General features: G+C 70.7%; 21 protein-coding genes and 1 pseudogene. 16 read left to right on the forward strand and 6 right to left on the reverse strand.

Going from position 1 to position 19,642, the window contains the following annotated elements; translation table 11 throughout:
• Positions 1-39 precede the first annotated feature (39 nt).
• The 6 genes from MOTC310_RS04090 to MOTC310_RS04115 all read left to right on the forward strand — a co-directional run bounded on the left by MOTC310_RS04090 (position 40) and on the right by MOTC310_RS04115 (position 5,336).
• Positions 40-408, forward strand: coding sequence for a DUF6867 family protein (locus tag MOTC310_RS04090; protein WP_331301460.1), 369 nt, complete (start codon positions 40-42; stop codon positions 406-408).
• Positions 409-457: 49 nt separating this feature from the next.
• Positions 458-1,579, forward strand: coding sequence for a branched-chain amino acid ABC transporter substrate-binding protein (locus tag MOTC310_RS04095; RefSeq protein WP_331289803.1), 1,122 nt, complete (start codon positions 458-460; stop codon positions 1,577-1,579).
• 391 nt (positions 1,580-1,970) lie between these two features.
• Positions 1,971-2,894 (forward strand): amino acid ABC transporter substrate-binding protein, encoded by a 924-nt coding sequence (locus MOTC310_RS04100; protein ID WP_331289804.1) that lies wholly within the window; start codon positions 1,971-1,973, stop codon positions 2,892-2,894.
• A gap of 89 nt (positions 2,895-2,983) precedes the next feature.
• Complete coding sequence (locus MOTC310_RS04105; RefSeq protein ID WP_331289805.1) at positions 2,984-3,706, forward strand: amino acid ABC transporter permease; 723 nt, start codon at positions 2,984-2,986, stop codon at positions 3,704-3,706.
• Between the two features lie 56 nt (positions 3,707-3,762).
• Positions 3,763-4,455: an amino acid ABC transporter permease gene (locus tag MOTC310_RS04110; protein ID WP_331289806.1), complete on the forward strand. Its 693-nt coding sequence runs from the start codon at positions 3,763-3,765 to the stop codon at positions 4,453-4,455.
• Between the two features lie 152 nt (positions 4,456-4,607).
• Complete coding sequence (locus MOTC310_RS04115) at positions 4,608-5,336, forward strand: amino acid ABC transporter ATP-binding protein (RefSeq protein WP_331290282.1); 729 nt, start codon at positions 4,608-4,610, stop codon at positions 5,334-5,336.
• Between the two features lie 10 nt (positions 5,337-5,346).
• Here the strand turns inward: MOTC310_RS04115 and MOTC310_RS04120 are convergent, their stop codons facing one another.
• Positions 5,347-6,366: a gamma carbonic anhydrase family protein gene (locus MOTC310_RS04120; protein WP_331300875.1), complete on the reverse strand. Its 1,020-nt coding sequence runs from the start codon at positions 6,364-6,366 to the stop codon at positions 5,347-5,349.
• Between the two features lie 166 nt (positions 6,367-6,532).
• Here MOTC310_RS04120 and MOTC310_RS04125 point away from each other — a divergent pair, with 166 nt between their 5' ends.
• The gene (locus tag MOTC310_RS04125; RefSeq protein WP_331300876.1) at positions 6,533-7,000 is read left to right on the forward strand and encodes a molybdenum cofactor biosynthesis protein MoaE; all 468 of its coding nucleotides are present in this window, start codon (positions 6,533-6,535) and stop codon (positions 6,998-7,000) included.
• A gap of 40 nt (positions 7,001-7,040) precedes the next feature.
• Here the strand turns inward: MOTC310_RS04125 and MOTC310_RS04130 are convergent, their stop codons facing one another.
• Positions 7,041-7,187, reverse strand: coding sequence for a hypothetical protein (locus tag MOTC310_RS04130; protein WP_331300877.1), 147 nt, complete (start codon positions 7,185-7,187; stop codon positions 7,041-7,043).
• Between the two features lie 153 nt (positions 7,188-7,340).
• On the opposite strand from MOTC310_RS04130, the gene MOTC310_RS04135 reads away from it, so the two are divergent.
• Positions 7,341-8,483: an AI-2E family transporter gene (locus MOTC310_RS04135; protein WP_331289810.1), complete on the forward strand. Its 1,143-nt coding sequence runs from the start codon at positions 7,341-7,343 to the stop codon at positions 8,481-8,483.
• A gap of 57 nt (positions 8,484-8,540) precedes the next feature.
• Here the strand turns inward: MOTC310_RS04135 and MOTC310_RS04140 are convergent, their stop codons facing one another.
• The gene (locus MOTC310_RS04140; protein WP_331300878.1) at positions 8,541-9,773 is read right to left on the reverse strand and encodes an amidase; all 1,233 of its coding nucleotides are present in this window, start codon (positions 9,771-9,773) and stop codon (positions 8,541-8,543) included.
• Between the two features lie 111 nt (positions 9,774-9,884).
• On the opposite strand from MOTC310_RS04140, the pseudogene MOTC310_RS04145 reads away from it, so the two are divergent.
• The 5 genes and pseudogenes from MOTC310_RS04145 (at position 9,885) to MOTC310_RS04165 (ending at position 14,697) form a co-directional block, all read left to right on the forward strand.
• A pseudogene (locus tag MOTC310_RS04145) lies at positions 9,885-10,885 on the forward strand (extensin-like domain-containing protein).
• Between the two features lie 256 nt (positions 10,886-11,141).
• Positions 11,142-11,603 carry a hypothetical protein gene (locus MOTC310_RS04150; RefSeq protein WP_331289812.1) on the forward strand — a complete coding sequence of 154 codons (462 nt, stop codon included), beginning with the start codon at positions 11,142-11,144 and terminating at the stop codon, positions 11,601-11,603.
• A 2-nt stretch (positions 11,604-11,605) separates the two neighbouring features.
• The gene (locus MOTC310_RS04155) at positions 11,606-12,280 is read left to right on the forward strand and encodes a ribonuclease T2 family protein (protein WP_331300879.1); all 675 of its coding nucleotides are present in this window, start codon (positions 11,606-11,608) and stop codon (positions 12,278-12,280) included.
• 67 nt (positions 12,281-12,347) lie between these two features.
• On the forward strand, positions 12,348-13,196 hold the full coding sequence (locus MOTC310_RS04160; RefSeq protein WP_331300880.1) for a 23S rRNA (adenine(2030)-N(6))-methyltransferase RlmJ: 849 nt from the start codon (positions 12,348-12,350) through the stop codon (positions 13,194-13,196).
• A gap of 223 nt (positions 13,197-13,419) precedes the next feature.
• Positions 13,420-14,697, forward strand: a complete 1,278-nt coding sequence (locus MOTC310_RS04165; RefSeq protein ID WP_331289815.1) for a porin — start codon at positions 13,420-13,422, stop codon at positions 14,695-14,697.
• A 103-nt stretch (positions 14,698-14,800) separates the two neighbouring features.
• Here MOTC310_RS04165 and MOTC310_RS04170 read toward each other — a convergent pair whose 3' ends face one another.
• Positions 14,801-15,340, reverse strand: a complete 540-nt coding sequence (locus MOTC310_RS04170) for a GNAT family N-acetyltransferase (RefSeq protein WP_331300881.1) — start codon at positions 15,338-15,340, stop codon at positions 14,801-14,803.
• A gap of 191 nt (positions 15,341-15,531) precedes the next feature.
• Here MOTC310_RS04170 and MOTC310_RS04175 point away from each other — a divergent pair, with 191 nt between their 5' ends.
• The gene (locus tag MOTC310_RS04175; RefSeq protein ID WP_331300882.1) at positions 15,532-17,028 is read left to right on the forward strand and encodes a peptidoglycan DD-metalloendopeptidase family protein; all 1,497 of its coding nucleotides are present in this window, start codon (positions 15,532-15,534) and stop codon (positions 17,026-17,028) included.
• Between the two features lie 328 nt (positions 17,029-17,356).
• On the opposite strand, the gene MOTC310_RS04180 is transcribed toward MOTC310_RS04175, so the two are convergent.
• Positions 17,357-17,698: a YidB family protein gene (locus tag MOTC310_RS04180; protein ID WP_331300883.1), complete on the reverse strand. Its 342-nt coding sequence runs from the start codon at positions 17,696-17,698 to the stop codon at positions 17,357-17,359.
• Positions 17,699-17,876: 178 nt separating this feature from the next.
• On the opposite strand from MOTC310_RS04180, the gene MOTC310_RS04185 reads away from it, so the two are divergent.
• A complete protein-coding gene (locus MOTC310_RS04185; protein ID WP_419539853.1) occupies positions 17,877-18,122 on the forward strand; it encodes a hypothetical protein in 246 nt (81 codons plus the stop codon).
• Between the two features lie 11 nt (positions 18,123-18,133).
• On the opposite strand, the gene MOTC310_RS04190 is transcribed toward MOTC310_RS04185, so the two are convergent.
• Positions 18,134-18,526: a YidB family protein gene (locus MOTC310_RS04190; RefSeq protein ID WP_331300885.1), complete on the reverse strand. Its 393-nt coding sequence runs from the start codon at positions 18,524-18,526 to the stop codon at positions 18,134-18,136.
• A gap of 126 nt (positions 18,527-18,652) precedes the next feature.
• Between MOTC310_RS04190 and MOTC310_RS04195 the strand changes: the two genes are divergently transcribed.
• On the forward strand, positions 18,653-19,534 hold the full coding sequence (locus MOTC310_RS04195; RefSeq protein WP_331300886.1) for an alpha/beta fold hydrolase: 882 nt from the start codon (positions 18,653-18,655) through the stop codon (positions 19,532-19,534).
• The last annotated feature ends 108 nt before the right edge of the window (positions 19,535-19,642 follow it).

Here is a 19,642-nt window from a genome sequence, read left to right on the forward strand (position 1 = left end):
CGTTAACCGAAGCAATCGACCGGACATCACATGAGCGCGCTGCAGGGAATCCTGTACGAGGAGCCGTCGGCCTGGCTGTTCCTGCTCGTCACGGTGGTGATGGGCGGCTGGGCCGGCTGGATGGCGGCCCGCGGCATCGCGCGGGGCTGGCGGCCGTTCTGGCACTGCGCCCTGGCGCTGCTTCTGGTGGCGGCCGCCGTGCGCTTCATCCACTACGCCCTGTTTTCGGGCACGCTGCTGTCGCTGCACTACTATGCGGTCGACGCGGTCGTCGTCATGATCATCGGCGCGGCGGGCTTCCGCTACACGCGGACGCGCCAGATGACGAGCCAGTACCGCTGGCTCTACGAGAAGACCTCACCGCTGACGTGGCGCGCGCGGGCGCCCGACGCGGGCGAGGTCCGATGAGTGCGGCCGGATCCGCACGTGCGGTCCTGACATTGAGGGGAAGTACGCGATGAGATCGATTCTGCTGGCCGGGCTCGCCCTCGGCGCGATGGTGGCGGCCGCGCAGGCGGCCGAGGTCAAGCTCGGCGTCGCCGCGCCGATCACCGGCAACAGCGCCGCCATCGGCGCGCAGCTCAAGAACGGCGCGAGCCAGGCGGTCGAGGACCTCAACAAGGCCGGGACGCTGAAGGGCACCACGCTGAGCGTGACGGTCGGCGACGACGCCTCCGACCCGAAGCAGGGCGTCTCGGTCGCCAACAAGTTCGCCAGCGACGGCGTCAAGATGGTCGTCGGCGACTACAATTCCGGCGTGTCGATCCCGGCCTCCGACGTCTACCTCGACGCCGGCATCATCCAGGTCACGCCGGCCTCCACGAACGTGAAGTTCACCGAGCGGGGCATGTGGAACACGTTCCGCACCTGCGGCCGCGACGACCAGCAGGGCGCCGTCGCGGGCAACTACCTGGCCGATCACTTCAAGGGCAAGAAGGTCGCCTTCGTCCACGACAAGACCCCCTACGGCAAGGGTCTGGCCGACGAGACCCTGAAGGCCTTCAAGGCCAAGGGCGGCAAGGAGGTCATGTCCGAGGGCATCAACCCGGGCGAGAAGGACTACTCGGCGCTCGTCTCCAAGCTGAAGTCTGCCAACGTCGACGTCGTCTATTTCGGTGGCTACTACACCGAGGCCGGCCTGATCCTGCGCCAGATGCGCGACCAGGGCCTCAAGGCGCCGATGATGGGCGGCGACGGCATGGTCGACCGCGAACTGGTGGCGATCGCCGGTCCCGCGGCCGAGGGCACGCTGACCACCTTCCCGCCGGACGCCCGCAAGAACCCGAACGCCAAGGCGGCGCTCGCCGCCTTCAAGGCCAAGAACATCGATCCCGAGGGCTACACGCTCTACTCCTACGCGGCCGTGCAGGTCCTCGCGAAGGCGATGGCCGAGACCGGATCCAGCGACGGCAAGAAGCTCGCCGACTGGCTGCACCAGGGCAAGCCGGTCGACACGGTGGTCGGCCCGATCGCCTACGACAAGAAGGGCGACATCACCCGGCCCGACTACGTCATGTACGAGTGGAAGAAGGGGCCGGACGGTAAGATCGACTACAGCGGCAATGAGCTGACGAAGTAAGCCGCCCCGACAGCTCCTGTTTTCGGACCGACGCCGCTCCGCGATACCGCGTGGGGCGGCGTTCTCGTTTTCTATGCCGTGGATTCGTCAGCCAAGTTGGCGGATCCGCCCTCTACACCGCGTGCGTACGCCTAAGAAGTGTGCATGATGCCGCCGGCGCGAGCGAGAGGCCGGCTCAGCGCCTGGGAGGAGGCCATGAGGACGGCGGAGATCGCGTCGGCGGGCGTGCGCAGAAGCTTGGCCGCGACGTGTCCGCACTCGGCCGCAGGCTTGAGCGGCGTCTCGATCCTTCTCCCGGCACCATCATTGCAAAGGCGTCGCCCGAGCGGGCGGGCCCGCGTACCCCGCCGCCAGCCGACACTGTTCGGCTCGATCCAGGAGTTCCGTACCGATGCAGTCTGATATCGCTCGCCGCGGCGTTGCCGCGGCGCTGGGCCTGACCCTCGCCCTCGCCCCGGTGAGCCTCCGGGCGGAGGAGCTGACCGGCACCCTCAAGAAGGTGAAGGATGCCAACGCCATCGTCATCGGCTACCGCGACGCCTCCGTGCCGTTCTCGTATCTCGGCGCCGACCAGAAGCCGGTCGGCTACGCGATGGACATCTGCTACAAGATCGCCGACGCCGTGAAGGCGAAGCTCAACCTCCCGAACCTCGAGGTGAAGCTGAACCCGGTCACCTCCGCCACCCGCATCCCGCTGATGGCGAACGGCACGATCGACCTCGAGTGCGGCTCGACCACCAACAACGCCGAGCGCGAGAAGCAGGTTGCCTTCACCAACTCGCACTTCCTGACCGCGACCCGCTACGTCTCGAAGAAGTCGGCCAACCTGCACACGATCGAGGACCTGAAGGGCAAGACCGTCGTGTCGACCTCGGGCACCACGAACATCAAGCAGATCAACGAGGCCAACACGGAGCGGAAGCTCGGCCTGACGATCCTGCCGGCCAAGGACCACGCCGAGGCGTTCCTGATGGTCGAGACCGGCCGCGCCGCCGCCTTCGTGATGGACGACGTGCTGCTCGCCTCGCTCGCCGCCTCCTCGAAGGACCCGTCCGCCTACGAGATCTCCACCGAGGCCCTGTCGAAGCCCGAGCCCTACGGCATCATGCTGCGCAAGGACGACCCGGAGTTCAAGAAGGTCGCGGACGAGGCCACCGCCAAGCTCTACACGAGCCCCGAGGGCAAGGCTCTCTACGACAAGTGGTTCACCAAGCCGATCCCGCCGCGCAACATCAACCTCAACCTGCCGATGAGCGCGGAGATGAAGAAGCAGTTCACGACCCCGATCTCGAGCCCCGACCCGGCGGCCTACTGAGATCCGTCCGGTACGCTTTCATGCCATGATGCGCACCGCGGGCTCCCGCCTGCGGTGCGTCTCTATAGGTCCACAGTAGAAGCGGCGCGATGAACTACAACTGGAACTGGCGGATCTTCTTCGACGCCTCGCCGGAGGGCAACGGCACCTATCTCGACATGCTGCTCTCGGGGCTCATGTGGACGATCGCGACCGCGCTCTGCTCCTGGGTGATCGCGTTCTTCCTGGGCTCCCTAATCGGCGTGCTGCGCACCCTGCCGTCCAAGCCCGCGAACGCGGTCGGCACGGCCTATGTCGAGCTGTTCCGAAACGTCCCGCTGCTGGTGCAGATGTTCCTCTGGTACTTCGTGCTTCCTGAGGTGGTGCCGACCCGGATCGGCGACGCGATCAAGCAATTGCCCGACGCGCCGTTCTACACGGCGGTGGTCTGCCTCGGCTTCTTCACCGCCTCCCGCGTGGCCGAGCAGGTTCGCGCCGGCATCCAGGCGCTGCCGCGAGGCCAGCGCATGGCCGGCACCGCCATGGGCTTCACGACCTATCAGACCTACCGTTACGTGCTGCTGCCCAACGCCTACCGGATCATCCTGCCGCCGATGACCTCGGAATTCCTCAACAATCTCAAGAACACGTCGGTGGCGCTGACCATCGGCCTGCTGGAGCTGACCGCCCGGGCCCGCTCGATGCAGGAATTCTCGTTCCAGGTGTTCGAGGCGTTCACGGCAGCGACGATCCTCTACGTGATCATCAACCTCGTGGTCGTCACGGCGGCGACCTTCCTGGAGAAGGCGGTCGCCATCCCCGGCCAGCGCTGAGGGCCGCCCGCTCCCGCTTCGCCACCCCGCCCGACGGCCACCGGTAACAGGCCCCGATGCTCTCGAATTTCGACTACTCCGTCATCGTCTCGTCCCTGCCCTACCTGTTCGGTCAGGGCATGGTCTTCACCGTGACACTCACCGCGATGGCGGCCGTGGGCGGCGTGATCATCGGCACGCTCCTGGCGATGGCGCGCCTGTCGGGGATTCCCGGCCTCTGGCACCTTGCCAAGGGCTACGTCGAGCTGTGCCGCTCGCTGCCCCTCGTGCTGGTGATCTTCTGGTTCTACTTCCTGGTGCCGTATATCGGCGCCTACCTGACCGGCTCCTCGACGCCGATCCAGGTCGGCGCCTTCCCGTCGGCGCTGATCACCTTCATGGCCTTCGAGGCGGCCTATTTCTCGGAGATCATGCGGGCGGGCATCCAGTCGATTCCGAAGGGGCAGACCGCCGCCGCGCAGGCGCTCGGGATGAACTACTGGCAGACCATGGGCAACGTGATCCTGCCGCAGGCCTTCCGCAACATGCTGCCGCTCCTGCTTACCCAGACCATCATTCTCTTCCAGGACACGTCGCTGGTCTACGTGCTGTCGCTCACGGACTTCATGGGCGCCGCCTCGAAGGTCGCGCAGCGCGACGGTCGCCTCGTCGAGATGTATGTCTTCGCCGCCGTGGTCTATTTTGCGATCTGCTTCTCGGCCTCGTACCTGGTGCGCCGCCTGCAGCGCCGCGTGGCCATCATCCGCTGACCGACACTGGAGACCGTGTCATGACCTCGTCCCCGATGCCGGCTCCCACCGCCGCCGAACCCATCGCCGATGCCAGCCACGCGCCGAAGGATGCCGGGCTGCAGCCGGGCAGCCTGACCTCCGGCGCGCCCGCGGCAGCGCCCGGCGAGACGATGATCGCCATCGACAACATCAGCAAATGGTACGGCGACTTCCAGGTGCTGACGAACTGCACCACCAAGGTCGCCAAGGGCGAAGTCGTGGTCGTCTGCGGCCCGTCGGGCTCGGGCAAGTCGACCCTGATCAAGTGCGTCAACGCCCTGGAGCCTTTCCAGAAGGGCCAGATCACGGTGGCGGGCACCAAGGTCGCCGACAAGGCGACCAACTTGCCCAAGCTCCGCTCACGGGTCGGAATGGTGTTCCAGCATTTCGAGCTGTTCCCGCACCTGTCGATCACCGACAACCTGACCATCGCCCAGCGCAAGGTGCTCGGCCGCGGCGCCGAGGACGCGCAGAAGCGCGGCCTCGACCTGCTCGCCCGCGTCGGCCTCAGCGCCCACGCCACCAAGTTCCCGGGCCAGCTCTCGGGCGGTCAGCAGCAGCGCGTGGCCATCGCCCGGGCGCTCGCCATGAACCCGGTGGTGATGCTGTTCGACGAGCCGACCTCGGCCCTCGACCCCGAGATGGTCGGAGAGGTTCTCGACGTGATGGTGGAACTCGCCAAGGAGGGCATGACCATGATGGTCGTGACCCACGAGATGGGCTTCGCCCGCAAGGTCGCCGACCGGGTGATCTTCATGGATCGCGGCGAGATCGTCGAGGACGCCAGCAAGGACGAGTTCTTCGGCAGCCCGCGTTCCGAGCGCGCGCAGACCTTCCTGTCGAAAATCCTCCAGCACTGACCGCGGCTCGTCAAGCCAGCGCCTCCTGCGCGGCCCGGTATTCCCGGCCGTGCCGGCAGTAACCCTCGACGATGCGGATCATCATGGCGCGCTTCTCGGCGTCGAGGGGCGCGAGGATGCGGGCCGGGCGGCCGCCCCAGAGGTAGCCGGCCTCTAGGATCTGCCCGGGATCGGTGGTGGCACCGGCCGCCAGCATGACGTCGTCGGCGATCAGGGTTCCCGACGCGATCGTCGCGCCGATGCCGATCAGCGCTCGCGCCCCGATCCGGCAATCCGCGATCCGGACATTGTGGGCGATGGTGGTATCCCGGCCGATCACCACCCCGTCTGCCCGGGGGCGGACGACCGTGTTGTCCTGAATGTTGGTATCCGCGCCGACCACGATCGGTCCGACTTCGGCGTTGAGGTCGCAGCAGAACAGCACGCTCGCGCCCGCGCCGAGGCTCACCCGCCCGCGCAGGCGGGCGGTGCGCGCCACGAAGACGCTGTCCTCGACCTCCGGCGCTTCCCCGGCCGGGTAAGCGGGCCCGTCGCCCATCCGCTCGCGCAACCGCTCGGCACGCTCCGCGACTTCGTCGGAGTCGACCGTGCGGCCCGGACGGGCCGGGCTGCCGGCATAGGCGTAGCCGCCGGGCAGCGTCGCGCGGGGAAATACAGTCGCGCCGGCCTCGATCACCGCGCCGTCGCCGATCTCGGCCCCGTCGAGGATCACCACGTCGTCCTCGATGACGACGTCGGAGCCGATTGTGCAGGCGTGGACGACGCTGTTGCGCCCGACCGTGACCCGGTCGCCGACCCGGGTGCCGTGCGTCCGGGTGGCAATGTGCACCGTCGAGCGGTGGCCGAGCCAGAAGCGGTCGCCGAGGGTGACGGTCTGGCCGTCGGCGCGAATCACCGCCTCGTCGCCGATCCAGGCCTGCGCGCCGATTCGGGCGGCGCCGATCACCGTGCTGCCGCGGCCGCACCAGACCGGGCGACTGGCGAAGTCCGGCTGCACGCCGTCGTAGGGCAGGATCAGGTCGGGGGTCACGCGGATATCCTTCTCCAGCGCTGTCCGGAGCGCGCGGGGACATCCGGACGTTGGCGGACCGCGCGCCGGGCCGGCAGGGCGCGACGGACCGTCTCATATAGAGGCGGGACGGGGTGTGACAGGACGGGGCTGGTCCGCAAAGCCGCGGCCTCCTATGGATCGGGCCATGAGCGCCCCCGTCCCGAGCGTCGGCATCCAGGCCGAGCCCTTCGACACCGCGGCCGAGATCGCCGGCCTGAGCGCCGCGCTGGGCGGCCAGGCCGGCGCCGTCGTGACCTTCACCGGCCTGTGCCGCGACGAGGGCGGGCGGCTCACGGCCCTGGAGCTGGAGCACTACCCCGGCATGGCCGAGGCCGAGATCCGGAGGGTCGCCGAGGAGGCGATGACCCGCTGGCCGCTCCAGGCCCTGCGGGTGATCCACCGACACGGCTTGGTCCGTCCGGGCGACGGCATCGTGCTGGTGGTCACCGCCGCGAGCCACCGGGTCGCGGCCTTCGAGGCCGCGGATTTCCTGATGGACTACCTCAAGACCCGCGCCCCGTTCTGGAAGCGCGAGCACCTCGCCGACGGTACGACCGGCGGCTGGGTCGAGGCGACGGCCAGGGACGAGGCCGCGGCCGGCCGCTGGGGCTGAGAGCCGCTCGTGAGGCCGCGCCCGAGACCGTGTCCCTGGGCTACACGATCAGCGCGTTGAGCAGCACCGCGACCGCGGCGCCGGCGACCGCGATCCCGAGCAGGACCACGCTGCTGAGCTGATCGCCGGTGTCGACGGTGCGGCCCGGGCCGAGGGAACGGACCTGGGTGTCGCCGTAGCTGCTCATGGGGTGTCTCCTGATGGGCCGGACCCGTCGTCCGGGGGCGCGCGGACAACGCGCGGGCGACGATCCGGTCCCCGCGGCGCGCACAGAAGCCGGCGACCGGACTTGACCGCTGAGGGCCCGCAGCGTTCGTGAGCCCGCGGTGCAGGAGTGACGATGTCGGACAGCAGGATTCAGGAACTGGACGGCCCTGTCGGGCCCTGGCGCGGGACGGCGCCCCTCGCGGCCTCCGGGATCGCCGTGGTGTGCTTCGTGGCGGCGCTGGCGCTCGCCTGGATGTCGGCCGGCACGCTCCTGCTGATCTTCGCGGGCGTGCTCCTCGGCGTGTTCCTCGACGGCCTGACCCGCGGACTCGGCCGGGTTCTGCCTCTGCCGCGGTCCCTGCGCCTCTCCGTCGTCAGCCTCGCGGTCGCGGTCGCGGTGGTCGGCTTTGGCAGCTACGGCGGGGCCACCATCGTCCAGCAGGGCCGCGATCTCGGCACCACGATCAAGGACCAGGCCAGCACGGTGTCGGGCTGGCTCTCCGAGCGGGGCATCGACGTGCCGAGCCTCGCGCCGCAGGGCGGCAAGGACGGCTCGACGGATTCGGGTCAGCGGGAGGGCGGCCTCGCGGGCCTCGCCTCCGGTCTGCTGAAGGGCGGCGGCTCCGTCGTGTCGGATGCGGGCAGCGTGCTCGGGCCGGCCGCGGCGGTGATCCTGGGCCTGTTCGACGCCCTCGGCAACGTCCTGGTGATCGCCTTCCTGGGCCTCGCCTTCGCGGCCGACCCGAAAGCCTACCGGGACGGGGTGGTCCGGTTCGTGCCGCCGGCGAAGCGCTGGCGCGCCAGCCAGGTCCTCGACGGGGCCGGCGAGACCCTGCGGCACTGGCTGTTCGGCCAGCTGATCATCATGGCGGTGATCTTCGTTTGCACCTGGGCCGGCCTCGCCTTCCTGGGCATCGGCGGCGCGCTGATCCTGGGGCTCCAGGCGGGCCTCCTCGCCTTCGTGCCCACGGTCGGGCCGCTGGTGGCGGGCCTCGTCATCATCCTGGCCGCCCTGGCCTCGGGCACGAAGGCGGTGATCGGCTCGATCGGCGTGTATCTCGCGGTCCAGTGCCTGGAGAGCTACGGCCTGACGCCGTTCATCCAGAAGCGGGCGCTCGACATCCCGCCGGCGACGATCTTCGCCGGCCAGTTGATCCTCGGCGTGATCTTCGGGCTATGGGGCATCGCCCTCGCCCTGCCGCTGATGGCGGTGATCAAGGTCCTGCTGGAGCAGCTCTACGTGGAGGACACGCTCCACGAGCAACCGACGACCTGAGCGCCCCGGACGGACAGCCCGCGCGCGGCCGTGTCGGCCACGCGCGCGGTCGCCCGATCAGCCGCGCAGTGCGGACTCGATCATCCGGGCCACCGCCAGGGCCCGGCCGTCGTCGCCGAAGCGGCCGATCACCTGGACGCCGACCGGCAGGCGGTGGCCGGGCACCGGCACGTTCACGCAGGGCACGCCCATCAGCGTCCAGAGCTGGTTGAAGCGCGGGTCGCCGGTCGAGACCAGGGTCGCGGGCGCCGGACCCGGCGCCGAGAAGGTCAGGATCGCGTCGAAATCGGCGAAGAGACCCTTGAGCACGCGCCGGGCGTGATGGCCGTGGCGCCGCGCGTCGTCGTACTGGGCCGGGCTGATCGCTGCACCGGCATCGAGATGCTCCCGGACGCGGGGCGGGAGCGCGTCGGCCTGCGTGTCGTACTCCCAGGCCAGCGCCAGCCGCCCCTCGTAGTTCTGGATAATCCGGTGGCGCTCCCAGGCCTGGGCCAGTTCCGGCGGCAGGGCGAGGTTGCTCACCCGCGCCCCGGATCGCTCGGCCGCCCGCCGGGCCCAGGTGAGCGCGGCTTCCGCCTCCGGCTCGGGGGCCTCGGCGAAATCCTGCCGCACGAGGGCGATGCGGGGCGCCGAGCCCGCCTCCGCCCGCTCGATCTCCGGGCGCCCGGTGACGAGCGCCAGGGCGTGGGCGACGTCCGCGACCCCGGCGGCGAACAGCCCGACCGTGTCGAGGGCCCAGGAATAGGTCTTCACGCCGACCGTGGGGATCAGCCGGAACGACGGCTTCACCGCCGCGCAGCCGCAGTAGCTCGCGGGTCGGATCACCGAGCCCGCCGTCTGCGTGCCCAGGGCCAGGGGAAGCATCCCGGCGCCGACGGCGGCGGCCGAGCCCGCCGAGGAGCCCCCCGGCGTGTGGCCGGCATCGTGCGGGTTGACCGTCTCGGTCGGATCGCTGCTCGCGAAGGCCGTCGTGGTCGTCTTGGCCAGCGCGACGGCGCCGAGCCGCTTCAACCGGCTGACCACGGCGGCGTCGCCCCGGGGCGTCCAGCCCGCGTAGATCGACGAGCCCATCTGGCTCGGCAGGCCCGCGCTGTCGATGATGTCCTTCACTCCAACCGCGACGCCCGCCAGGGGCCCGGCCTCGGGGATCGCCGGGGCCGCGTCGAGCGTGACCAGCGCGCGCAGGTCCGGCTCCCGCGCGGCGATCGCGGCGCGGCACAGGTCGATCGCGCCCGCGGGCGTCAGGGTGCCGGCGGTGATGCGGGCGCGGAGGTCGAGGAGCGAGAGCATAATGCATTCAGTCCGCGGTGAGCGGCGCTGTCAACCGAGACGCCACAGCCCGCGCCATTCCCGAAACGGCGTTGACGAACGCTTTACGCGACCGTGCGCATCGTCCGGGTCATGTGGCGTGGCGTATCCCTGTTCTCGGCCCTGGCGCTGTTCGGTGCGGGCCTCACCGCGTGCTCGATCAACCATTTCGAGCGACGCGAACCGTGGCGCGATCAGGCGGAGCAGGTCTGCCTGGCCAAGAAGCTCGTCGAGCCGTCGGAGTACATCACGCCCGTCGCGGCGATGGATGGCCCGGGCCCCTGCGGCATGCAGCAGCCCTTCCGGGTGACGCGGCTCGGCGGCGGCTCGGTCCTCCTGAAGCAGCGGATGACGCTGGGCTGCCCGGCTCTGGCCGAGGCCGAGGCGTGGCTCGCCGACACGATCCAGCCGGCCGCGAACCTCTACTTCGGGGTACCGGTGGCCGAGATCAACGCCGGCTCCTATTCCTGCCGCGGTCGCAACAACCAGCCGGGCGCCAAGCTCTCCGAACACGGCTTCGGGAACGCGATCGACGTGATGTCGCTCAAGCTCGCCGACGGCCACGTGATCACCGTCAAGGGCGGCTGGCGCGGCACGGAGGCCGAGCAGGGCTTCCTGCGCGAGATCTTCCTCGGCGCGTGCCAGCGCTTCACCACCGTGCTGGCGCCGGGCTCGAACGTGTTCCACTACGACCACATCCACGTCGATCTCGCCCGGCACGACCCGCGCGGCCTGCGGCGGATCTGCAAGCCGCTGATCAAGTTCACGCCGCAGCTCGGCACCGGGGCCGAGCGGCCGCTGAGCCGGCCTGTTCCGCCGCAGCGCCAGCCCGCCGGCCCGCAGGCGCCGGTGGACGTGGAGGAGGACGATCCCTACGGCCTGTCGCCGATGTCGAAGGCCGGGAGCGCGACCCAGGTCGCCCGGGCGCCGGCCCGCCCGCTCGAGCGCCCGGCCGCGGCCTCCGCCTACACCGCGGCGCGGCGCCGCCCGCGCGGCCGGCGCCGCGAGTCGCCGCCGCCCACGAGGAGCCCGCGCAGGATTACGACGAGCCGCTGCAACTCGGCGCGCCGCCGAGCGCGGAGCCGATCTACTGAGAGGGCGCGCGGCGCGCCGGCCTCGCGCCGGTCGCCGGTCCGAAAGCCATCATCCCGGGCTCGCCTCCGGCGTCCCGGAGAGACGGAGCCGGATCCGGCTGAACACCGATCCCGCGTCGCCCCCCGAACAGCGACTGTAGCGGCCGCGCCGCACAGGCCGCCAAAGCGCCGGCGCGGGGCTGCCGGAGCTTGACTGGCGGCGCGGCCGGGCCATCGTTCGCGGATGCAGGATCGCACATCCGTCGAGGCACGCGCCATGCGCCCGCTCTTCCACGGCCTCGCCCTCGGGCTGGCCCTACTCGCCCTGGCCCAGCCGGCGCTCGCCCGCTCGGCCCGGGAGGATATCGAGCCCGCCGAGGAGCGGATCTTCCCGTTCGACGCGCAGATCCCCGGCTGCCAGGACCCGTCGGTGCTGGAGCGGGTCTCGACCAACTTCGCCGAGAAGGAGGCGAAGTTCTGGAACTCGTCGATGACGATCCTGTCCTTCGACACGATCGAGCGCACCGCGTGGCGGCCCTGGGGCCTCGACACCTATCCGCGCCGGTTCTGCACCGCGACCGTGACCACCTCCGACGGGGTCCGCCGCAAGGTCGACTACTCGGTGCGCGAGAGCCTCGGCATCATCGGGGCGACCTGGGGCGTCGAGTTCTGCATCCACGGGCTCGACCGCGACCTCTCCTACGCCTACGCCACCGCCTGCCGGATGGCGCGTCCCTGACCATGCGCGGGCGCGCCGCCGCCCTCGCGGGCCTGCTCCTCGCCGAGGTGGCCGCCGCCCCGGTCGCCGCCCAGGATTTCGGCGGCTTCGCCCGCCGCGGCGCGCCCGGCGATTTCGACTTCTACGTCCTCGCCCTGTCGTGGTCGCCGACCTACTGCGCGGGGCCGGGCGCCCGACGGGACGACGTCCAGTGCGCCCCAGGACGCGGCCTCGGCTTCGTCGTCCACGGCCTGTGGCCGCAATATGCGAGCGGCTACCCGCAGAACTGCTCGGCGGTGAACCGCGCGCCGACCCGGCAGGCCATGGAGGTCGCCGGGCAGGTCTACCCGAGCGAGGGACTCGCCCGGTACGAGTGGCGCAAGCACGGCACCTGCTCGGGTCTCGATCCGGCCGCCTACTTCGCGGCCGCCCGCGCGGCGCGGCTCGCGGTGACGATTCCCGACGGGCTCAAGGGCGGTTCGCCGCCGCAGAGCTTGGCGCCGGTCGAGATCGCGCGGCAATTCGTGGCGGCCAATCGCGGCCTGCGCCCCGACATGATGGCGGTCACCTGCACCCGCGGGCAGCTCCAGGAGGTCCGGATCTGCTTCGGGAAGGACCTGCGCGGCTTCACCCCCTGCCCCGAGGTCGCCCGCGGCAATTGCCGCGCCCCCGAAGTGAGTCTCGACGCCGCCCGCTGAGGTTTTTTCGATCTTTTGCGCGTCGGACCCTGGACCCGGCGCGCGGGATCGGCTTGAGCGCGCTGCCATGAACTATCGGCACGCCTTCCACGCCGGCAATCACGCCGACGTCCTCAAGCACCTCGTCCTGGCGCGGGTGCTCGACCACCTGCGCCTCAAGGACAAGCCGTTCCGGGCGCTGGACGCCTTCGCGGGGCTGGGCGTCTACGATCTCGAGGCCGACGAGGCGGCCCGCACCGGCGAGTGGCGGGACGGCTGGGGCCGGATGGAGGTGCCCTTCGCGCCGGAGGTGGAGGCGCTGCTGGCGCCCTACCGGGCCGCGGTGGCGTCGGTGCGGGCGCGCCACGGCGCCACCGCCTATCCCGGCTCGCCGGCCGTGATCCGCGAGGCGCTGCGCCCCGGCGACAAGGGGGTCTTCGTCGAGCTGCATCCGGCGGACGCAGCGACCCTGCAGGGCCGCTTCGCCCGCGATCCCCGCGCCAAGGTGATGAATCTCGACGGCTGGACCGCGGTCAACGCGCAGATCCCGCCGCCGGAGCGGCGCGGCCTCGTGCTGATCGACCCGCCCTACGAGGTCCCCGGTGAGATCGAGCGGCTCGGCGCCCATCTGGCCCGCGCGGTGATGAAGTGGCCGACCGGCCTGTTCCTGGCCTGGTACCCGATCAAGGACGCCGCTGCCCTCGACCGGATGGTCCGCGACCTCGGCGCCGCCCTGCCCCGCCCCGCCCTGCGGCTCGACCTGCTGATCGACCGGCCGGACGACCCGACGCGGCTGACCGGCAGCGGCCTGATCGTGGTCAACCCGCCCTGGCGCCTCGCCGAGGAGGCGATGCTGTTCCTGCCGGCGCTCGCCGAACGCCTGGCGCGGCAGGACTTCGGAGGATTTCGCTGCGATCCGATCGGCCCGTCAGCCTGACGCGGTAGATTTGGACCGGACCGGCGAAGTTCTCCCCGGGCGCGCGGAAGGAAAAGGCCGGTGCTCCGACACAAATGTGGCGGCAAAGTCACATTTCCGCAGCGAACGCGACGGGCGTTACGGATCTGCCCAAAAATTATGCAACTGCTTCATGTTTAGTTTTGTGTCATTCGCGTCGCGATGTCAGCTTGGCCGTGGACGAATCCGAACGAGCTGCGACACCATGCTGAAGCGATCCACCCTGGCCGGCCTGGCCACCGTGCTGCTGTCCTCGACCAGCATCCTCGCGGCCGATCTAGCTGCCCCGGCGCCCGTTCCGGTCGCGCCCCCCGCCGAGCCCTGCAAGGCCACGCTGCTCGGCCCGGCTTACAGCGGCGTGATCAAGGCCAACCCGAACCCGAGCTGCTTCTCGGCCGGTCCGCTCGGCGACCTCTACGTCGGCGGCGCCATCACCGGCTACGGCTACACGCAGTCGAACCCGTTCGCGTCGTTCTCGACCCCGGCGGCCCCCAACGACCGCGACCGCTCGGCCCGGTTCGACTTCTCGAACGTCCAGGGCATCATCCAGAAGCCCGAGGGCGCGTTCCAGTTCTACATCCAGGCCGGCGGCTACTCGATCCCGCAGCTCGGCTTCCCGACGCTCGGCACCTTCACCCAGACCGACCTGCTGTTCGGCCCGGTCCCGGTCGCCTACGGCAAGATCCAGATCAACGATGAGTGGTCGGTCCAGGGCGGCCGGATGTTCACGCTGATCGGCACCGAGCTGCTGTTCACCTACCAGAACCTGAACATCAACCGCGGCCTCCTGTTCGTGCAGGAGAACTTCATCAACCAGGGCGTGCAGGTCAATTACAGCAGCGGCCCGCTCTCGGTGTCGCTCGCCGGGACGGACGGCTTCTTCTCCAACGAGATCACGTGGTTCACCGGCAACGTCGCCTACAAGCTCGACGACTACAACACGATCGGCGTCAACGGCGGCCTGAACGTCGGCCGGACCAACGCCCTCGACCGCAGCCCGCGCTACCAGTTCGCGACGCCGAACCTCCAGCAGAACAGCGGTATCTTCAACATCAACTACACCTACGCGAACGGTCCGTGGATCATCTCGCCGTACTTCCAGTTCACCAACGTCGAGCGTGACCTGCGAGTCGGCATCGGCAACTCGGCCTCGACCTACGGCGGCGCGCTCCTGGCGGCCTACTCGTTCACCGACAACTTCTCCCTGGCCGGCCGCGTCGAGTACACCGAGCAGACCGGCGTCCGCGGCTCGGGCGGCACCAACCTGCTGGGCTTCGGCGCGGGCAGCAACGCCTTCTCGGTGACCGTCACGCCGACCTTCACCTTCGACCGCTACTTCTTCCGGGTGGAGTACGCCCACGTCGAGCTCGGCGGAATCACCCGCGGCAACCTCGCGGAGGGCACGCTCGGCACCGGCTTCGGCCGCACCGGCAACCGCACCTCGCAGGACCGCTACATGGTCGAGACCGGCATCACCTTCTGATCGGACCGTCCGGTCCGCTGAACCGACCGTCGTCGAGCCCCCGGCCCCTGGTCGGGGGCTTTTTCGTGGCCGAGGCCCGTCGGTCCCGGCTCGATCCCCGGGCTCAGTCCCGCCGGAGCAGGCGGCGGCCCGGACGGTGCCCCTCCTCGCCGGTGTCGCGGAAGCCGAGCTTCTCCAGCAGGCCCCAGGAGGCGACGTTGGCGGGCCGACACTCTGCCACGACGAGGCGCGCCGGGAAGCGCGCGCCCAGCAGGCCGAGGATCGCCGACGCCGCCTCGTAGGCGAACCCGCGCCCGCGGGCGGCGCCGCCGATCCAGTATCCGATCTCGATCGTGCCGGCGCCGCGCAGATGCGTGCCGAAGACGCCGACGAGCGCGCGCCCGGCCGAGTCGGGTGCGCCGTCGTGCGTCCAGGCGCCGAGGAAGCAGTCCCGGCCCCGCGTGCCGCTGCGAATCAGGTCTTCGGCGTCCTGCAGCGTGAACGGCGTCGGCAGGAAATCCACCGCCGCGGTGATCGCCGGATCGTCGGTCAGCGCGCGAACGGCCGGCGCGTCCCCGGGCCGGAGGGCGGCAATCGAGAGACGCGCCGTCTCGATCGCCGGCAGGTCGGCCAGGGTGTCGCGCGCGCCGCGGATGGTGAACATGGCTTCGATGTGGGGTGCCGGCCGGTCACGAAAAGGGACGATCCCGCGCGCGGGAATCCTCCCCGGCATCGCGCGAAAGCCTTGCGCCTACCTTCGCTCCAGGGTCGCAGACATGCTGAACGGGAACGGTTGCTTAACCTGAATCCGTCTTCATTGGCGCATCAGGTTGCGTCAGGCAAACGGGTGCGTCGATGCGGGTGCGCGGTACGGGTCAGATGTTGCGGACGCTGTCGCGCGTCGCGCTCATCGGCATCATCGGCGGTGCGGCTGCCGCCTGCTCCTCGGACGCGTCGCGTCTGACCAACCCGTTCTCGAACCCGTTCGATTCGGAACCCTCCGCCACCGGCAGCCTGCCGGACGGTGGCCTGAAATCCGTCCCGCCAGTCCGGACCGGCCGCATCCAGTCGGAGGCGCTGGGCGCGCCCGCCGCCGCGCGCCCATCCGCCGCGGCGACGCCGGTTCAGACCAACGCCGCCGCTCCCGCGACCCGCGTCGCCTCCACCGGCAAGGTCGGCTGGAGCGCCGAGGGCGGCACGCAGATCACCGTGTCGCGCAACGACAGCCTGAACCAGATGTCGACCCGCTTCGGCGTGCCCGCCTCGGCGATTCTGGCCGCCAACGGCCTGAGCAACGCGAACCAGATCACGCCCGGCCGCCAGATCGTGATCCCGGTCTACAACGCCTCCGGGCTGAACCCCGCCGCATCCCCGATGACGGCCCGGCCGGCCCGGGCCGCCGAGGAGAAGCGCGAGGACGCCAGGCAGGTCGAGAACAAGATCGCGACGAAGCGCGAGGAGGCCAAGGAGGCCGCCAAGGAAGCCGCCAAGGAGGCTGCCCAGAAGGTCGCCGAGGCAAAGGCCGCCAAGGAGGCCGCGCAGAAGGCGGCCGCCGCCGAGAAGGAGGCGGAGCGCAAGGAGGCGCTCGCCCGCGACGCCGCCGCCCGCAAGGTTGCCGACGCCAAGACCCGCAAGGACGTCGCCCTGAAGGAGGGCGAGAAGCCGAAGCACGTGCGCCCGGGACAGGTCGCCAAGGCGGACGAGAAGAAGGCCGACGAGAGGAAGGCGGATCCGAAGGCCGAGGCAAAGGCCAGGGTCGAGGCGAAGGCCCAGGAGGCCAAGACCGAGGCCAAGGCCGCCGCGAAGGCGGAGGCCGCTCAGAAGCTCGCCGAGGCGAAGGCCGCCAAGGAGGCCGCGCAGAAGGCGGCCGCCGCCGAGAAGGTCGAGAAGGTCGCCGCCAAGGAGACGCCGAAGGCGGCCCCGGTCGCGGCTGCCGCGCCGGCCAAGTCCGAGCCCGCCGCCACCGGCTCGGTGGCCGAGGCGACGGAGAACTTCCGCTGGCCCGCGAAGGGCCGGGTGATCTCCGGCTACGGCACCTCCGGCAACGAGGGCATCAACATCGCGGTGCCCGAGGGCACGCCGGTCAAGGCCGCCGAGGAGGGTACGGTCGCCTATGCCGGCTCCGACGTGAAGGGCTACGGCAAGCTGGTCCTCGTGCGCCACGCCAACGGCTACGTCTCGGCCTACGCCCATAACGGCGAGATCGACGTGAAGCCCGGCGACAAGGTCAAGCGCGGCCAGACGATCGCGAAGTCCGGCGCCTCCGGCAACGTGACCTCGCCGCAGCTGCACTTCGAGATCCGCAAGGGCGGCGCGCCCGTGGACCCGATGTCCCAGCTCGCCAGCAACTGAGTCAGACGGCGCGCGATTGCGAGACGCGGCGGCGGTCCCGGACGGGGCCGCCGTTTCGCGTTTCCGCCCGCGGGCCGGACGGCCCGGGTGGTCGCCTCCGCGAGCCTCCTCCGCCCTTCCGCGGGCCGATCCCGAGCGGGTCGCCCCGTCGCGGGAGACGAGCGCCCCCGCCCCTCGTCGTAGATGGACCTGGCTGTCGGCCGCGTCTCAACCCGAGCGCGAACGGCTCAGGATCCGTTTCCGACCTGGCCGCCTCCCGTCCTCTCTCGGTCTCTGACGGTACGCGCGGTCCGCCGACGAACCGGTGCCCACTTCGCCGGAACGCACTCTAGGCCTTGGGCGCGTCGAGCGTCCCGTTCGGGCTGTGATGGTCGACGGTCTCGGGCAGGGCCCGCGCGAGGGTCGGGAAAAGCTGGTCCATCGGGATGCCGAGCTTCTCCGCCATCTGGCGCACCTGCTCGTTGTCGAGCACCTTGCGCAGGTCGTCGGCTGTGATCGGCTCGTTGGGCCCGCGGCCGAGCCAGGAATTGACCTGACTCTCGTAGCCGGAGCGCCGGAGCTGATCGAGCAGCGCGTTGAGGCCGCCGGGCAGGACCTGCTGGATCACGCCGGGCAGCGCCTCGAGCGCGATCTGCCCCAGCGATCCGCCGAGCGCGTTGAGCAGACTCATGTAGAACCCCCCGTCGAATGGCCGATCGTCGGAACACTAGCGCGGCATCCGGAAAGAGGGAGAGGGCGACGGCCAGCGACGCGCCGGCGTGAACCGCAATTTAGTCGACAGCCCCGCGCGGTTGGCCCGGAATACCGGCCGGGACATCGGTTCGCGGTCGGCTCTCATGAGATCCCTGGTGCTGTCATCCCTGCTCGTGGTCGCGACCGTCACCCCGGCTCTGTCGGCGGCAGGGACGGTCCGCGGGCCGCAGGAGCGTCCCCTGGCGGACGCCGTCTTCGTTCGGCCGCTCTACGGCACGTACCGCCATTGTGGGGGCTCCTGCCTGAAGAGCGGCGAACTCTCGTGGTTCTGCTTCGCCACGCAGAGCTGCTCCTTGAGCTGCGCGACCGCGCCGCCGCAGATGAAGTGCGCCGTCCCGTGACGGTCGGACGATCAGCGGACCTGGGTGCTGAAATTCGGCTGCGGCTTCAGGGTGCCGTTCTCGCTCTGGCCGGCGACCGCGGCCGGCAGGAACTCCGCGAGCACCGTGGGAACGCGCGCCTGCGGAACGCTGAGGTCGTAGGCGAGCCGCTCGGTCACGCCCGCCGGCAGGCAGGCCGCGATGGCGGCTTCCGGCACGGTCTGCCGCTCGCCCGAACCGAGCCAGGATCCGACCGCATCCCCGTGCCCGGTCTCCCGCAGGCGGTCGAGGAAGGCCGCGAGGCCGCCGGGATAGAACTTCGCCAGGGACAGGGCGAGCTTGCCGCTGCCGGTCTCCTCCAGCGCCCGGTCGGCCGCCGCTACCATGTCGCCGATCAGGCTCTTCGCACCGTCGAGCAGGCCCATCTTTCTCCACCGTCGCGCTTGTTCGTCGCAGGGTGAAGTCGGGCGCGAACCCGCGGTGGCAAGCGCGTGCGGCATTCGCGCGGCAAACCCGGTAGGATCGCGGCGTCGCGAAGCCGGGAGCCATCGATGAAGCGCGTGCGAGCCGGAGTCCTGGAGGTCGCCTATCTCGAGTTCGGTCCGGCGCGCGGGCCGACGGCCGTGCTGCTCCACGGCTTCCCCTACGATGTCCATGCCTGCGCGGCGTCGGCCGCGCGGCTCGCGGCCGACGGCGTGCGCTGCCTCGTCCCGTACCTGCGCGGCTACGGGCCGACGCGGTTCCTCGACCCTGCCACGCCGCGCTCCGGCGAGCAGGCGGCGCTCGGGGCCGACCTGCTCGCCTTCCTCGATGCGCTCCGCATCGAGGACGCCGTGCTCGCCGGCTACGATTGGGGCGGCCGCGCCGCCTGCGTGGTTGCGGCGCTCTGGCCGGACCGGGCCCGGGGGCTCGTGAGCTGCGGCGTCGGCTACAATATCCAGAACATCCCGGCCGCCGGGCGGCCGGCCGCGCCGGAGGCCGAGCACCGCCTCTGGTACCAGTACTACCTCCACGGTGAGCGCGGCCGCGCCGGACTCGCCGAGAACCGGGACGCCTTCTGCCGCCTGCTATGGCGGCTCTGGTCGCCGACCTGGGCGTTCGACGCGGCGACCTTCGCGCGGACGGCCGAGGCCTTCGACAACCCCGACTTCGTCGACGTGGTGGTGCATTCCTACCGCCACCGCTTCGGTCTCGTCCCGGGCGACCCAGCGCTGGTCGAGATCGAGGCGCGGCTGGCGGCCCAGCCGGCGATCGCCGTGCCCTCGATCGTGCTGCTCGGCGCCGATGACGGCGTCGGGCCGCCGCCCTCCACCGACACGGAGGCCCGCCATTTCGCCGGCCCGTACCGGCGTGAGATCGTCGCGGGGGTCGGCCACAACTTTCCCCAGGAGGCGCCGGACGCCTTCGCGGCGGCGATCCGCGCCCTGCTGTGAGTGCGCCGCGGATGCCCGACGCTTCGACGTTGCTTTCGGGAAGCCCCTGGCTATAGTCCGCGCGCTTTTCGACAGGTCTGCGGGCGCCACATCCGGCGGCAGGCCTGC

The sequence above is a fragment of the Methylobacterium oryzae genome, from assembly GCF_036441375.1.
In the GTDB taxonomy this organism is placed as follows: domain Bacteria; phylum Pseudomonadota; class Alphaproteobacteria; order Rhizobiales; family Beijerinckiaceae; genus Methylobacterium; species Methylobacterium oryzae_A.